Source organism: Marinobacter sp. DUT-3, assembly GCF_050379435.1.
GTDB lineage: Bacteria > Pseudomonadota > Gammaproteobacteria > Pseudomonadales > Oleiphilaceae > Marinobacter.
The window spans coordinates 936,089-950,385 of record NZ_JBNRMG010000001.1; the positions used below are offsets into that span (position 1 = coordinate 936,089).

Sequence of the window (14,297 nt, forward strand, 5' to 3'; positions counted from 1 at the left end):
CTTGTGCATTTTTCACTCATATCGACTATAATGTGAAAAACAGACATCATTAACGGAGACCGCACATGACCACCGTTTCCGACATCAAACAGCAAACCAGTGACCGCGCGCTGCTGGGCAAGGCTCTGGTTAATGCCGGCAAAGCCATGGGACTGACGCAGGCGGATCTGGCTGAAATCGTGGGGCGCAATCGCACCGGCCTGGCCCGGGACGGGGTCGACCCATCCAGCAAAGCCGGTGAACTCGCCTTGCTGTTCGTCCGCGTGTATCGCAGTGTTTACGCGCTGGTGGGCGGTGATGAGGCCGCCATGCAGCACTGGCTCAATACGGAGAACCGTTATTTCTCCGATGTTCCCAGGGACATGATTCGTAGCGCCGAAGGACTGGTACGTGTGCTTTACTATCTTGACGCCATGCGGGGCAAGATTTGAACCTTCGGGATCGCATCGAATCTGATGCCACGGTGGTTCAGGGCACCATCTACCGGGTCGTGGAATCCCAAGAGGAAATTGCCACCACCGAACTGGTGGATAACATCGAGGAGCAGATGCGGCTTGAAGCGCTGCTTGATCGCAGCAAGCCGCCTCGGCCCGAAGGCACTGAAAACCTTCACTACCTGCTGGCCACGCCCTTCCGCTATCCGCCCCTGAAATATGGCTCCCGCTTTGGCCGCCCCTTTGAAAAAAGCCTTTTCTACGGTGCCATGACGGTCAATACAGCACTGGCGGAAGCAGCGTTCTACCGCTTTGTTTTTATCAACGACATGGTGTCGCCCTACCCCAGGCCGCTGAAAACCCTGCACACCCTGTTCGCCACGAGAATGCGCTCCAGTCGCGGAATTCGCTTGCAGGATAACGCCTGGGCAGATCTCCACGAAGATCTCACCCATCCCGCCCGTTATGACGCTTGCCAACAACTGGGGACGGCAATGAGGGAATCCGGAATTGAAGGGTTTCAGTTCCTTTCAGCACGAGCCCGGCAAGCTGATCTCTATCGATTACCCTATTCTCAATCAAATGGCATGGAAGGGGTAAACGCCGCCCTGTTTTCCCCGCGGGCGCTGAAAGACAGGAAGCCGAGAAGTCGCTATCGCCTGATCATGATGGCAGACCCGAGCACCGTGACCATGAGCCTGACCAACGAGGATGGAAAGAAAACGGCCTCAGCGTTCAGCCGGGAAACATTTCTGGTGGGTGGCAGGTTACCGTGCCCGGCGAGTTGAGAATCCGCCCCCCTCTCTTTGCAACAGTATCGGCGAGCCAAACGTGGTATATATGACGCCTTGTGCCAGATCAACTTACGGTTAACCAGAAAGGCTTTATGAAAGTACCGAAGAGATTACAGCCCCTTGTCGACGACGGCATGGTGGACGAAGTGATGTACCAGCTGATGAGCGGCAAGGAAGCGCAGGTTTATGTGGTGCGCTGCGGTGACCACCTGCGATGCGCCAAGGTGTTCAAGGAAGCTCAGAAGCGCAGCTTCAAGCAAGCCGTGGAATACCAGGAAGGCCGGAAAGTACGGAACAGCCGACGTGCCAGAGCCATGAGCAAGAAAACACGCTATGGCCAGAAAGAGCAGGAGGACGCCTGGCTCAATGCTGAGGTCGATGCCTTGTACCGGCTGGAAGCGGCCGGCGTGCGGGTGCCCCAGCCTCTGGGATTTGTGGATGGCGTGCTGTTGATGGAAATGATTGCCGATGAAGACGGCAAAGCCGCACCACGGCTCGATGACGTTACGCTTACCCCGGATCTGGCCCGACTTTACCACGGCCGGGTCCTGGCGGAGATCGTCCGTATGCTTGCCGCAGGCCTTATCCATGGTGACCTGTCCGAGTTCAACGTGCTTGTGGATGCCCAGGGCCCGGTGATCATTGACCTGCCCCAGGCCGTCAACGCCGCAGGCAATAACAGTGCCCAGCGCATGCTGCTGCGGGATGTCGACAACATGCGCCGCCACTTTGGCAAATACGCACCAGACCTGCTGGCAACGGATTACGGCCTGGAGATATGGGCGCTCTATGAGAGCGGCGAACTAAGCGCTGACAGCAAGCTCACCGGCTGCTTCGAGCACGATACCCACAGTGCGGATGTCGATGACCTGTTAGCGGTGATCGATGCCGCGAGACTGGAAGAGATGGAGCGGCAGGAAAGAACCTTAATGGAAGATGACGATTGAACCGCTCGGGCTGGTTCATAGCCGACAATAATTCTGAAAGGTTCTTGATACCTATCCCCCCTCACTGAAACTGAAAGTGTTTTCGGTATTCAGTTGGAGTCAGTCCGGTCCATCGCTTGAACATCCTTCGGAAATTGGCGTCATCGGAACAATTCAGGTAACTGGCCACGTCCTCCTGGCTCCACCCCTTGATATAAAACTGGTACAGGCTGAGATGAAGCCGTACCTCGTCATGTATGGCCTGGTAGGTGGCATCACATTCCTTTAGCCGGCGCTTGAGGGTCGCGGAACTCATTCCCAGGTATTCACTGATAGCATCCAGGCTGCCAAAGACGTCGGGGTGACGTCGCATCACGCGGTAAACCAGTTCCGGCAATCCGTGTCTTCGATCGGCCTTGCCCAGCACTTGCTCTGATTCGGCAAGAGCAGAAGCCCGAACCATTTCTGATGTCCCGTCCCAGGGCTTGAACAGCCAGTGGCTCTCGATTCGCATCAAATCGATGCCTGCCTCAAATCGAACGGACTCCCCAAAGGCAACCAGATAGTCCGATGTGTCTACTGGTTTAGGCTGTTTGAGGCAAACCTGCCAGGGCAGCGTCTCGCCCGCTAACCAGTTGGTCGCACTCCGCACACCTGAAATCAGGGCAGCCACGAGAAACGGCCTTGCCCTTCCTGCACCGCCAGCATCCGTCCAGTACAAATAGGACCATCGCTCATCTCTGACCAGATGAGGTGTCATAAAAGGGCACAGGTGAAATCGGAATCTGATCAGCGTCTGCAGAAACTCCATGAGGTTCCCGGAGTGGGCCAGGAGCGTACTCTGAGGGCCGTAATGACCGGGAAACAGCTGGCTGCCCCACAACAGATTCAACTCAGAACCATCGCCCTGACTTGCGACATTCAGGATCAGGCGCCGAAAGGTCGCCGCCGATAACTTGTGGTTCGCCTTGCGAATGTCGCTGGGGAACAATCCGGTGTGTTTGAGCAACCGGTCTTCCCGCATGTTGCGGGTTAAAGCCAGCTCAACCAGCAATGCCGCCTGATGATGCGCGGGCAACACCTGTTCCTCTGCGGTGTAAAACTCTGGACGGTCTGCTTTGTTGCTCATGCGGCATGTCCCCGGCGGGGTTCAGCCTTGGCCAAAGCAAGAGCATAGTTCGCACGCTCCAGTAATTCGGCGGCACTGGCCGACCTGGCGTGGGCAACCCCGACGCTCACCGATACATTGACGGTGTTGCCCTGCAATGCGGTTTTGTGTGCCAGGTGACGCACCGCATTGGAAATCTCCTCCGCCATAAGTCTGGCCAAAGGCAGGCCAGTCCCCGGAAGCAATACAGCGAAACGGTCACCGGCGAACCGGCAAACCAGATCGTTGCGGCGCACATTCATTATGAGTAGCTCACCGATAACCTTCAGCAAGCGGTCTCCCTCGCTCGTGCCGTACTCACGGTTCACGGCATCGAAGCCATCGACATCAACCATCAACAGAGACGGAGGAATGATTCTCTCGTCCAAACGCTGGAGTTCCATTTCAATCTGACCGTCCAGGTACTCTGATTTGGCTAACTGGGTAACGGAATCCACCTGCGTATGCTCTCTGATGGTGAGCTCACGCCCACGCAGCTGTTCTGTAATCACCAACTGTTCCCGATGCCAGTGGAACATTCCCCAGGTTACAAGGGCCATGCCGATAGGCAGAGTTACCGACTCCAGCCAGGTGTCCCACCATTGCGCATCAGGAAATTGTACGAACTCGTCCAGGTTGTCTTGCCAGAGTGCGAGAAATACAAGTCCAAAACCTGCGGAAAGAATGTTACTGACCCGCCCTGCCGGCCTGCTGCGAAGAATAAGAATCAACCAGGTCAACACCATGGCGGCGCCACCGCCCTCGCCGAACACATCGAGCCAATCGATTTCCGACCGTGCTTTCACATCTCCGAGGATCAGACTTGCAACAAGTGATGCATTCGCAATAACCGCCAGCATCAGCAGTTTCCCACGGTGTGGTTTGAGGGTAGTCAGAGTCATTTTGCTATCCACTGGTTTCAAGTTCGGTGGCAGCTATAGCACAGCATGGTTGCACTTATGTGACGGGGAATGGGGGTCAAATTGGCTCAGGGTTTCAGATGTCATTGCTGGCGAAAAAGGTTTGGCTGAGGCCCTTTACCGGGCAAACCGCCGATGCACAGCCGTTCCAGGCTCGCAGACCACGTGGTCGTTTCGGCTCACCAGGCGCCTTAAACCGTTCGTAAGTGCCTGAAAAAACGAGGCATTAAAAAAAGTGTAACCGCTTCGACACATTCGAATCCTAATGTCGCTGCCAGCTCCTGGAAACAAACATAAGGATTCGCTCGAATGACATCTGCACCGACTGGATTGAAACGTTCGCGACTGGCTGCGGCTATCGCCGTCGCATGCATGGGCACCGCGGCGGCCCCGGCCGCCTTTGGTCAAAGTGAGACGCCCGCAGACACATCGGCGGAAACCGTGACCGTCGTTGGCCAGGCCGCTCGCCTGCGCACTTCCCTGAATCAACAGCGAATGTCTGACAACCTCCAAACCATCGTGACGTCCGATGCTATCAACTCGCTTCCCGATGCCAACGTATCCGAATCCTTGCAAAGACTGCCGGGTATCTCGATAGAGCGGGATCAGGGGGAAGGTCGTTTTGTCCGCATTCGGGGCCTGGGCCCTGACCTGAACAGTGTCAGCATCAACGGTGCGCAGCTGCCGGCGCCGGAGGGTGACCGGCGGGCCGTGGCACTGGATGTGCTGCCTTCTGGCCTGGTTTCTTCCCTGGTCGTCACCAAGGCGCCCACCCCAGACATGGACGCTAACGGTATTGGCGGCAATATTGATGTGCAGAGCATTTCCGCCCTGGACAAGAACGAACCGTTCGGCAAGGCCAAGATCGAAATGAGCCATAACGAACTGGTGGATGAAACCAGCCCAGCCGGCGCTTTATCGGGTGGAACGACGCTGGATATCGGCTCTGATGGCGCCCGCCTGGGTGTTGCTGGGGCTGTAAGCTGGGAAGAACGGAAATTCGGCTCTGACAACGTTGAAACCGGCGGTGCCTGGGACTTCGATGAAGATCCGGCTGTACTGGAGGAAATCGAACAGAGGGACTATCTGATCACCCGGGAACGCCTGGGTGCCGCCGTGAACCTGGATCTCGAACTGAACCCGGACAACCTGTTTTACCTGAGAACGATGTATAGCCGTTACTCGGATGATGAGCAGCGCGTGGCTAACATCTTTGAGTTTGAAGATCCCCTGGCAGCAGGCGCTTCGGGAGCAGCAGAAGTCGAACGTGAGTTGAAGGCCCGGGAGGAGGTCCAGGAAATCCTGTCGGCGTCCCTGGGGGGCGAACACAGGTTGCGGGACTGGCTCGTTGAGTACAGCGTCAGTGCCAGCGAAGCGTCTGAGAAAGAAGATGACGGCCTCGGCGGCGCCGTTTTCGTCGCCGCCGATCCATTCGAGGGCGTGGGCTTCCGTGGTACTCGAAAACCCGACGTCTTCGGCCCTGGATCGCTGTATCAGTCGTCTTCTTTCACTCTGGATGAAGTGGAAATGACAGACAGCGAAGCAACGGATGAAGAAAAAAACATTCGCTTCGATATCACCCGGGATTTGATGTTTGGTGCCCATCCGGGCCTGATCAAATTCGGCGCCAAGGCCAGCCAGCGCACAAAAGAAACCGACGAAGACGTGTGGGTTTATGAAGACTTTGAAGATGCAGGCATCAGCGGCGATCGCCTGGGGATGGGCAACTATGCCGGCGGCGAGCTGGATTACAATCCGGGGCGCATCGGAAGTGACCTGAACGCCGATGCCATTCGCGACCTTGTCTCTGGCCTTGGCAGAGAGGACTACTTCGACGAGGAAGAGTCGCGTATCAACGATTACCAGATTGATGAAGACATCAACGCGGCCTATCTGATGGGCAGGATTGATATCCGTGGCCTACGTCTTCTTGGTGGTTTCCGTTACGAGGACACGGATCTGGAAGCCCGGGGCTCCAAACTCGAGGATGGCGCATTTCAGGCAAACAGAGTCGACAATGATTACAGCAACTTGCTGGGATCTCTTCATGCTCGCTATGAGCTTACTGACCGCACTCAGCTCCGCGCATCGCTGACCCAATCCCTGGCACGCCCCACTTTCGAGCAGCTGTCTCCCGCGTTCGTTATTGAGGATGATGAGGCAGAATTCGGAAACCCGGATCTCGACCCTCTGGAATCAGACAACTTTGATGTTGGCATCGAGCACTACATGGGCCCGACCAGCGCCATATCCGCCTATGCCTTCTACAAGCGTATCGACAACTTCATCTACTCCACCGATATCGCCGGAACGGGTGAATGGGCCGACTTCTCAGAGGCGAAAACCTTTGAGAATGGGGATACCGCCGAAGTTCGGGGCTTTGAACTGGCTTACTCCCATAAGTTCAGCACATTGCCCTCGCCATGGAACGGTCTTATCGTTGGCGCCAATGGCACCTGGACCCGTTCCGATGCCACGGTGACCTCCTTCGATGACGGTACCCCTGTACGCCGCGATGTTCGCTTGCCAGGCCAGTCCGACACCACCGGCAACCTGACTCTTGGTTACGAGACAGACCGCGCCAGCATTCGCCTTGCCGGTAACTATAAGTCTGATTACCTCATAGAAATTCCCGATGTCGCCGACGAACGCCACGATCTTTACGAGGGTGACCATTTCCAGCTGGATCTGACGGCAAGCTATTACCTGATGGACAACCTCATGGTGCAGTTCGATGCAGTGAACCTCACTGACCGCCCCTATTACGCCTACACCGGCAAAGGGGGAGAACGGTTTAACGCGCAGTATGAGGAATACGGCCGCACCTATCGCCTCTCTCTCACCATGACCAGCTTCTGAAGCATCAAGGACTCTGCCCCGGCCATTCCGCCCGGGGCTGCAATCGAACCACACAGCTAAACCGGATAAACGTAATGTTTGTAACACGCAAAAATCTACTTTCAGCCGTTATTGCTGCAACCACCCTTGCAGGTTGCACTTCCTCCGTTAAATCCCCCGTGGAGACATCGGAACTTGCCACTTTGCCAATCGCTGGCGAATGGGCTCGCCCTGCCGGGGCCAATAGCCACTGGCTAAGCACCAGCGAACGGGATGGGATCGCCTTGTTCGCCAGTGATGGCAGCATGGTCGACCAGTGGCAGACCAAGGCGGAATTTCTGGATTCAAGGACCGTACGCCTCAACGGAAAAAAACTGGAACTGTTCGCCAGCTATAACCCGGAAACGGCGGAACCCCTGCTGTTTACCCTGTCCGAGGATGGTAACGCCATCGAGAGCCGCACCGCGTTAACGCCGCGCGGCTTTCCCCTTGAGGGCCTATGCCTTTTCCACGATGAAGACAACGAAGATCTCTATTTATTTGCCCTGAGCGAAAAATACTTTGCACACCAATACCTGATCACCCAATCCGGGGAAGGCGACTTCCAGGTCGCGTCGGTTCGGGACCTGCCCATACCCGCGGGCGGCGAAACCTGCGCAACCGATGACAGAACAGACACCCTCTTCATCGCAGAGGAAGGCGTGGGTATATGGGCCTATGACGCCAGCCCTGAAGCGGAACTGGCCCGCAGCCCGGTTGCGATGGCAGGGCCTTTTGGTGAGCTGGGCAATGGACCGAAAGGTTTGGCTACGGTACCGGGCGGATTGATTGCCTTTGAACTGGACCACCCTGCCCTTCATCTGATCCAGGCCACAGATGAAGGCTATGAGCACCAAAGCACCGTCAATCTTGGCGATAGCACAGCTCCGGACACAATGACGGCGACCCTCAGGAACCAACAGATTGAAGCGGTTCTGTTTGATGAAAACAGCGAACAGCTCAAGCTGGCAAACCTGCCATTCGCCGTTACGCCGCCCCCGGTTGCTGCCAGCTATCCGAAGGTCAAGCCCGAAATGCAGACCGCACCGGTTGCGACGATTGGCGATGCGGCTGACGACCCAGAGATCTGGGTGAACCCTGAGCATCCGGACAGAAGCCTGATCCTGGGTACTGATAAGCGCAATGGCTTGTTGGCCTACGGCCTGGATGGCGAAGAACGCCAGAGTCTTGAAGTCGGCCGTGTCAACAATGTCGACATTCGGTATGGCGTGCCTTACCAGGGCAGAACAGTGGACATTGCCGTTGCCACCAATCGCACCCGAAACAGCCTCAGCCTGTTTGCCATTGACCGTGACCGGGCTTCCCTCATTCCCGTCACAGAGGTGCCGACAGACCTGCCCGAAATCTACGGCCTGTGCATGTACCAGTCTGATACCGGCACCTACGCCATCGCCAATGATAAAGACGGTCGGTTTCATCAATTCCGGTTGGATCTGACCGATGAGCGCTGGGGCGGCGAGCTTGTGCGTGAATTCCGGGTGGACTCCCAGCCCGAGGGATGCGTGGCTGACGATCAGAGACAGCAGCTGTTTGTTGGTGAAGAGGATAACGCAGTCTGGGCACTGGATGCCGAGCCGGACTCAAACAGCAAACTGTCAATGGTGGACAGCATCGGTGACCACCTGACGGACGACATCGAGGGCCTGACGTTCTATCGCGGCGAGACCCGGGACTACCTGGTGGTCTCCAGCCAGGGCGACAACACCTATGTGGTTTACAACGCTGAAGCGCCCTACGAGTTCCGTGGCAAATTCAGGATTGGCATCAACCACGAGAAGGCCATTGACGGCGCCTCCGAAACAGACGGCATCGCGGCAACTTCGGCGGATCTTGGAGGCATCTGGAGTGAGGGAATGCTGGTGGTCCAGGACGGTCGCAACGTTCTGCCCGCCCAGGCCCAGAACTTCAAATCCGTACCCTGGCGGTACATCCGCGAAGCCCTGAACCTGGAACGCTGAGCCTCACGGAAAGGGGCACCCGAAGGGTGTCCCTGAAGTGTCACAAAATAGCCATAGTCTGGCCACACTCTAAAAGTAACCGAGGAACGTTCTTGTGCATTATCCCCATCGCAAGCAACAGACCGGTATCGGTCTGGCAGCGAGCCTCGCTGCGTCACTCACACTGTTTACCGCTACCGTTGAATCTGCCGACCTGGACGATCTGAACCGACAGGCAGTTGATCGGGTTGAGCAAACCAGCCAAGCGGAGCGAACCGTCGCCGGACTGGACAAAGAGAGTCGGCAAATGGTTGCTCAATACCAGCAGTTGCTGATGGAAGCCAAGCAACTGTCGGCCTACAACAAACTCGTTTCAACACAGGTTGCTAACCAGGAAAAGGATATCAACACCCTGAAGCAGACCGTTGATAACTCACGCGGACTTGAGCAACGGCTGCTACCCATAGTGACCGATATGATTTCAAGCCTGGAAGACTTTGTCTCCCTGGACAAACCGTTCCTGGTTGAAGATCGCAGACGCGCAGTGGCTGCACTGCAGGACAGTCTCGAAGACCCCGCCGACTCCCTGGCCGTCACCCTCCGACGAGTACTGGAGACCTACCAGACTGAGCTGGATTATGGCCGGAACATCGAATCCTGGCGGGAACAACTGGCTACCGGTGACAACAGCCGGGAAGTGGATATGTTGCGCATTGGCCGCCTTACGCTGCTTTATCGGTCACTGGACCGGAAGGAGCTGGGCATCTGGAATCCGGAAGCCGGGGAATGGCAGCGGCTGGCGGCGAATGAATGGAATCGCGCCTTTGACCAGGCCAACAAAATTGCTCGTAAACAGGCAGCGCCCGATCTGCTCACCGTGCCGGTTTTTACCGCCAGTAGCGACTTTGACAACGGAGGTCTGAAACCATGAAGTCTTCCTTTCTGACCTGCATCCTTGTCGGAATCTCCTTCCTGGCTTGCAATACACAGGCGCAGGAGCGCCCCCTGTCTCTGGACCAGTTGTTACAGCAAGTCAGGGCTGCCGCCACCGAAGATCGCTCGGAACAGCAGGCGCGCATTGAACGGTTCGTCCAGCAAAGGGATGAACAGGCAGCTCGGCTTGCCGCCCTGAAACAGAAAGTAGCGGATGCCCGTGAACAGAGCAAACACCTTGAACAACGGTTCGAGGACAATCAGGAAAGCCTGACGGAACTGAGGCAGACCCGGGATGAAGCGCTCGGTGACCTGCAGGAACTGTTCGGGGTGCTCGCCAATTCCGCCGGCCAGATCCGGGCCACCCTGAAAGATTCCCCAACCCATCTCCAGTTTCCGGAAAGGGATGCTTTTCTGGCGGGTTTTATCAGTTCACTGGAAACCAACTCTGGCCTTCCGGACGTGAAGGACATTCGCCGGTTCTGGCTTGAATTGCACCAGGAGCTGGCGGCATCCGGCCAGGCCCGGAGTTTCGATGCGGAGGTCACCTCACTTTCCGGGGCCACGGAAGCAAAACAGGTCACCCGGTTTGGCACTTTCAACGTCATCAGCGAAGGCCAGTACCTGCAGTATCTTCCCGCCAGCACCACGTTGACCGAGCTGGCACAACAGCCTGGCCGCCAATACCAGGTACCGGAGAACCCGGAAGATGCCTCTCAGCCAGTAACCGTCTCACTGGACCCGACCCGCGGCCAATTGCTGGATATGCTCCTTCAGGTTCCGGACTTATCAGAGCGCATACGCCAGGGCGGCGTTGTTGGTTATGTCATTCTGGCGCTGGGGGCTATTGGCCTGTTACTGGCCCTGGAGCGCCTTGTCATTCTGGGACTCATGAGCGGCAGGGTGAACCGGCAGGCCCGTAATCCCGGAACACCGGGCAGCAATCCCCTGGGTCGAATTCTGAATGCCGCACGGGAGATGCGACGCACAGACCCGGAGTCCCTGGAAGTCGCGATGGGCGAGGCGCTTTTGCGTGAGCGGCCGGCCATTCACCGGGGCCTGGCGCTTATGAAGATTATTGCCACCGTTGCTCCCCTGCTGGGCCTGTTAGGCACCGTCGTCGGGATGATCCTTACCTTCCAGTCCATCACCTTGTTCGGAAATGGTGACCCGAAAATGATGGCCGGAGGTATTTCCCAGGCGCTGGTCACCACGGTTCTTGGCCTGGCAACGGCGATACCGGTTCTGCTGATGCACACCCTGGTCAGTGCTCGCGCCAGAAGTATCTGGCAAGTACTTGAAGAACAGGCGGCAGGGATTATTGCAGAAAACTTCCGGGCTGCTGATAAAGCGCCTCGAATCGATCGGGAGCCAGTTCCAGCGACTCAACCAGAGCTTGCCACATCATGAGTGCAACGCTGGAAACCCTGTTCATGGATATGGCCGCTTTTCTCGATCAGGGTGGCCCGGTCATGTGGCTGATTGCCCTGACCAGCGCCCTGCTCTGGGCGTTGCTGGCCGAACGCACTATCTATCTGTTCATTGCGTTTCCGCGCTTCCGGACGCAATTGACGCAAGTGTGGCAACAGCTAACCCCGGCATCCGTCTGGGTAGAACAGAAACTGCGGGAGAGACTGGTTTCCATCACCCGCCAGCGACTTGAACGGAATCAGCCCGCGATCCGGGTATTGGTTGCCATATGCCCTCTGCTCGGCCTGCTGGGCACAGTCACCGGCATGCTCACGGTCTTTGATGTGCTGGCTTTCACGGGGACCGGCAATGCCAGAGCCATGGCTGACGGCGTGTCCCGCGCCACATTGCCCACATTGGCCGGCATGGTCGTCAGCCTCACCGGGCTGTTGGCCACCTTGCTTCTGACCAGACTGACCCAGCGCGCCGAACGGCAGGTGACGCACCTTCTCAGTGAATCTCCGGCAGTTCGCAGCCCCGACAACGCATATCAGGAGGTAGTAGCCCATGCGTAGATTTGCCTGGAATGATAACGAGCCGGCAGACGAGAGCACGATTGACGTCACCCCCATGCTGGATGTGGTGTTCATTCTGTTGATTTTCTTTCTGGTAACCGCGTCGTTCGTGCGTGAATCCGGCATTGAAGTAGAGCGGCCCGAGGCCACGACAGCCGAATCCCGGGACAATGCCGCCATTCTGATCGCCATTGATGACTCCGACGCGGTCTGGATAGACGGTCGCCAAGTGGGGACGGACTCCATTACCGGCATCGTGGCCCGGTTGCATTCCGAAAACCCCAGGGGGTCGGTGGTCATACAAGCCGATGCGGAGGCCTCGACCCGGACACTTGTGGCCGCGATGGATGCCACCCGCCGGGCCGGCGTCGTGGATATAGCCCTGGCGACAAAGCGGTGATGGCTGCCATGAATACCCTGCACTCCCCCATGATAGCGAAAGCCCTGAAACCCCGACGGCACCCGGCTTTCTGGTTGATGGCGTCGGCAATCGGTCTGTTGCTTGCCGCCACCCTCGTCACGGGCATAAGGCAGCTGGTCCTGATGGAAAACGTTGGTGACACCGGTACAAGCGAGCGGGTGTCACTGGATTTCGTGCGAATTCCGCCCGAGCCCCCGGTAAAGGAGCAACGGCAGAAACCGGAGCCGCCACCAAAGCCGAAGCCAACGCCCAAAACCCCGGACGTACCGGCGGTTGCCACGGATGCGCCCGCACCCTCGCCGTTGCCCACGCCGGCCGTGCCCGCCATCGGTGGGCTGGCACTTGATGCTGGCGGCTTCAACCTCGGCGCACGGCAACAGGGCGAATTTCAGCCCCTGGCGAAAATTGCCCCCCGGTATCCGGAGCGAGCGCTGATGAGAGGCGTGGAAGGCAATTGCACGGTGGAATACACGGTCAGGAAAGATGGAACCGTGGCGGATATCCGGGTGATCGAATCCGCCTGCGATAGCTACCTGTTCGAAAAGCCTTCTCTGGAAGCCGCCGCCCGGTTTCGTTACCAGCCGCGGACGGCGGATGGTCAACCGGTGGCGGTTTCCGGAGTCCGCAACGTCTTCAAATTCCGTATAGAGGATCAGTAACGTGAAAGCGCCCCTGTACTCCCTCGTATTTACCGTTGTTCTCGGGTTGTCACCAGCATCGTATGGCAATGCCATGCGGGAATCGGTCTATAACGCCCTGGAGACCGTCAAAGCCCAGATTCAGGACGGCCAATACGAGCCCGCCAGCAAGCAATTGGGCGAAATGGGCCAGCAGAACAATCTGACTGCCTATGAACGCTCCCAGGTACTCAACCTTCACGGCTATCTGGCAATTCAACAACACGATTACCCGGCGGCCATTCGCCACTATCAAAGCATCATGGACCTTGAAGAAGTACCGGAGGGACTGCACCAGAGCGCCAGGCGCAATCTTGCTCAACTGCATTACCAGAATGGGGACTGGCAGCAGGCGCTGAATGTCCTGAGCGAAATGGCCCCGAGGGATGTGAGGAATGACTCCCAGCTCGCCATGTTGCAGGCCCACAGCCTTTACCAGCTTGAACGCTATCGGGAAGCGGCAACATCGCTTGAAGGCCTGGGTGACACCGACGCTTCCGAGCAGGTTCTTAATCTGCTACGCGCCTGCTATCAGCAACTGGATGACCATGGCAGCGCGATTGGCGTACTGGAAACCCTTGCCGAACGCTTCCCGAAAACGCAGTACCTCAAGGCCCTGGCAAGCCTGTACGGCCTTCAAGAGAACTACAAGCACCAGCTCGCCCTCATGGAAAGCCTGTACAGCGACCAACGCCTGGAATCCGAAGCAGAATGGCGCGCCCTGATCAGCCTGCACCTGCACCAGGGCCAGCCCCGTAAAGCGGCCCTGCGGCTTCAGGAGGCCATCAACCTGGGAGTGATGCCCGCCTCTGACAAAAGCAGATTCGAACTGGTCCAGGCCTGGATACAGGCCCATGAGCCCGATCAGGCGCTGGCGATACTGGAGGATTTATCCAGCCAGACCCGCAATGGCGAAAGTGAACTGATGGCTGGTCGTCTGCTGCTGCAAAGCCAGCAATGGAACCGTGCAGCACGCTGGCTTCAGAAAGCCGTCGCCAAGAGCGGGGCGGATAATCCGGAAACCCTGCTCCTTCTGGGCATAGCCGAGATGCGCAGCGGCAATCACCCAAAAGCCAAAGATGCGTTAACCCGGGCCACCAGACACTCCAGCACTCAGGAACGAGCCAGTCAGTGGCTCGACTATATGAACCAGCTCACGGCCACCGATGCCACTGCCCTTGCCAGCCATTCATCCACCCGTTCTTTGAAAGAGGATAAGAGATGA

Annotated in this window: 13 protein-coding genes; 11 read left to right on the forward strand and 2 right to left on the reverse strand. The window is 57.4% G+C overall.

The window, feature by feature from the left end:
• Positions 1-65 precede the first annotated feature (65 nt).
• The 3 genes from ACQUWM_RS04200 (at position 66) to ACQUWM_RS04210 (ending at position 2,175) form a co-directional block, all read left to right on the forward strand.
• Complete coding sequence (locus ACQUWM_RS04200) at positions 66-431, forward strand: antitoxin Xre/MbcA/ParS toxin-binding domain-containing protein (protein WP_407000674.1); 366 nt, start codon at positions 66-68, stop codon at positions 429-431.
• Positions 428-1,222, forward strand: coding sequence for an RES family NAD+ phosphorylase (locus tag ACQUWM_RS04205; RefSeq protein ID WP_428921280.1), 795 nt, complete (start codon positions 428-430; stop codon positions 1,220-1,222). The genes ACQUWM_RS04200 and ACQUWM_RS04205 overlap by 4 nt, the downstream gene beginning before the upstream one ends.
• 98 nt (positions 1,223-1,320) lie before the next feature.
• The gene (locus ACQUWM_RS04210) at positions 1,321-2,175 is read left to right on the forward strand and encodes a PA4780 family RIO1-like protein kinase (protein ID WP_428921281.1); all 855 of its coding nucleotides are present in this window, start codon (positions 1,321-1,323) and stop codon (positions 2,173-2,175) included.
• Between the two features lie 61 nt (positions 2,176-2,236).
• Here the strand turns inward: ACQUWM_RS04210 and ACQUWM_RS04215 are convergent, their stop codons facing one another.
• Both ACQUWM_RS04215 and ACQUWM_RS04220 read right to left on the reverse strand, forming a co-directional pair.
• Positions 2,237-3,283, reverse strand: coding sequence for an AraC family transcriptional regulator ligand-binding domain-containing protein (locus tag ACQUWM_RS04215; protein WP_428921282.1), 1,047 nt, complete (start codon positions 3,281-3,283; stop codon positions 2,237-2,239).
• Positions 3,280-4,203 carry a GGDEF domain-containing protein gene (locus tag ACQUWM_RS04220; RefSeq protein WP_428921283.1) on the reverse strand — a complete coding sequence of 308 codons (924 nt, stop codon included), beginning with the start codon at positions 4,201-4,203 and terminating at the stop codon, positions 3,280-3,282. The genes ACQUWM_RS04215 and ACQUWM_RS04220 overlap by 4 nt, the downstream gene beginning before the upstream one ends.
• Before the next feature lie 327 nt (positions 4,204-4,530).
• Between ACQUWM_RS04220 and ACQUWM_RS04225 the strand changes: the two genes are divergently transcribed.
• The 8 genes from ACQUWM_RS04225 to ACQUWM_RS04260 all read left to right on the forward strand — a co-directional run bounded on the left by ACQUWM_RS04225 (position 4,531) and on the right by ACQUWM_RS04260 (position 14,297).
• On the forward strand, positions 4,531-7,080 hold the full coding sequence (locus tag ACQUWM_RS04225; protein WP_428921284.1) for a TonB-dependent receptor: 2,550 nt from the start codon (positions 4,531-4,533) through the stop codon (positions 7,078-7,080).
• Between the two features lie 74 nt (positions 7,081-7,154).
• Positions 7,155-9,077, forward strand: a complete 1,923-nt coding sequence (locus tag ACQUWM_RS04230; RefSeq protein ID WP_428921285.1) for a phytase — start codon at positions 7,155-7,157, stop codon at positions 9,075-9,077.
• 94 nt (positions 9,078-9,171) lie between these two features.
• On the forward strand, positions 9,172-9,987 hold the full coding sequence (locus tag ACQUWM_RS04235; RefSeq protein ID WP_428921286.1) for a DUF3450 domain-containing protein: 816 nt from the start codon (positions 9,172-9,174) through the stop codon (positions 9,985-9,987).
• The gene (locus ACQUWM_RS04240) at positions 9,984-11,399 is read left to right on the forward strand and encodes a MotA/TolQ/ExbB proton channel family protein (RefSeq protein ID WP_428921287.1); all 1,416 of its coding nucleotides are present in this window, start codon (positions 9,984-9,986) and stop codon (positions 11,397-11,399) included. Before ACQUWM_RS04235 ends, ACQUWM_RS04240 begins: the two co-directional genes overlap by 4 nt.
• Complete coding sequence (locus ACQUWM_RS04245) at positions 11,396-11,974, forward strand: MotA/TolQ/ExbB proton channel family protein (protein ID WP_428921288.1); 579 nt, start codon at positions 11,396-11,398, stop codon at positions 11,972-11,974. The genes ACQUWM_RS04240 and ACQUWM_RS04245 overlap by 4 nt, the downstream gene beginning before the upstream one ends.
• Positions 11,967-12,374, forward strand: a complete 408-nt coding sequence (locus ACQUWM_RS04250; protein WP_428921289.1) for an ExbD/TolR family protein — start codon at positions 11,967-11,969, stop codon at positions 12,372-12,374. The genes ACQUWM_RS04245 and ACQUWM_RS04250 overlap by 8 nt, the downstream gene beginning before the upstream one ends.
• Positions 12,375-12,382: 8 nt before the next feature.
• Complete coding sequence (locus tag ACQUWM_RS04255) at positions 12,383-13,054, forward strand: TonB family protein (protein ID WP_428921290.1); 672 nt, start codon at positions 12,383-12,385, stop codon at positions 13,052-13,054.
• A gap of 1 nt (position 13,055) precedes the next feature.
• Positions 13,056-14,297, forward strand: coding sequence for a tetratricopeptide repeat protein (locus ACQUWM_RS04260; RefSeq protein WP_428921291.1), 1,242 nt, complete (start codon positions 13,056-13,058; stop codon positions 14,295-14,297).